Raw genomic sequence first — 1,156 nt, forward strand, 5'->3', positions numbered from 1 at the left:
GATGACGATTTCGCAATTTTAATTCAGGACGATTGCTCAATAGGCACGCTTCAAGCTTACGCCGAGACGATAAAACAAGCCTATCACGAAGCCGTTGTAGAAGAAGGTCAGTATCTTGGCAGTAACATCAGCATTGGCTTGTACCCTTGTATCGACCCTGCTCACTCTGCTGATGAAATTTTGCGTAAAGCTGCAAGAACATGCCAATACGCCAGTGAACAAAACAAAGATAGGATTGCCATTTACAGCCAACGTACCCAACACGCGGTAGATCGTTACTTTTTTATCGAGCAAGGTTTGAAAAGCGCCCTAGAAAAGCAAACCTTGAGTGTGAAGTTTCAACCAATCATTAATGCAAAAAGCTCCGAAGTGGTGAGTTTTGAATCTCTCGTTCGTTGGCGTAGCAAAGAGTTTGGCGAAATTTATCCCGATGAGTTTATTCCCGTTGCCGAGAACAAAGGTTTGATTGTCGAGCTAGGCTATCAAGTGTTCGCGAAAGCTTGTCAGTTCATAAAACAATACCGTGAACGCTACCAAAATGAAGTAAGAGTGAACGTAAACGTCTCCGTTCTGCAGCTTATGAATGGTGAGTTTCCCTCAAGAATCAAAGCCATGGCTGACGAAGCTGGCGTCGCACCTCAGTCTATCGTGCTAGAGCTCACCGAAACATTCATTTTGGATAACAACCAAACGGCTATGGCCCCCTTAAACACGCTTCGTGAGTTGGGCTTTGCGTTGTCTTTGGATGACTTTGGCTCAGGGTACAGTTCTTTAAACTGCTTCTTTGATTTACCGATGACGCAGATAAAAATCGATAAATCGATGGCTTGGAAAACGCTGACAAACCACTCTTCGCGAGAGTACCTAAAGTTTTTGATTGCAATGTGCCACGAGAACAATATTGAGGTAGTGATTGAAGGCATTGAGGATGCGAAGATGTGCGACTTCTTTACTCAGATGGGCGTCGACTATTTACAAGGTTACTGGTTCTCAAAACCCTTATCTGTCGCAAGTGCTAGCCGATATTCATTGAATTCGTAGTTCGAATTTTGTCATTCTCACCTGTTCCGCACAGCCACCGTTTAGTCACCGATTTTTACATCAAAACAGAACGTGGCTGTGGCGAAAACTCAGGTTAACTTTACCCACCTATCTT

The 1,156-nt window shown here is 43.9% G+C and carries 1 pseudogene; it reads left to right on the forward strand.

The features are described 5' to 3' along the window. Positions 1-1,041, forward strand: a pseudogene (gene scrG, locus R7P72_RS25250) (regulatory protein ScrG); the annotation flags it as partial. Between the last annotated feature and the right edge of the window lie 115 nt (positions 1,042-1,156).

Origin of the sequence: Vibrio sp. Vb0888, from assembly GCF_033338835.1 — a bacterium.
Taxonomy (GTDB): Bacteria; Pseudomonadota; Gammaproteobacteria; order Enterobacterales; family Vibrionaceae; genus Vibrio; species Vibrio alginolyticus.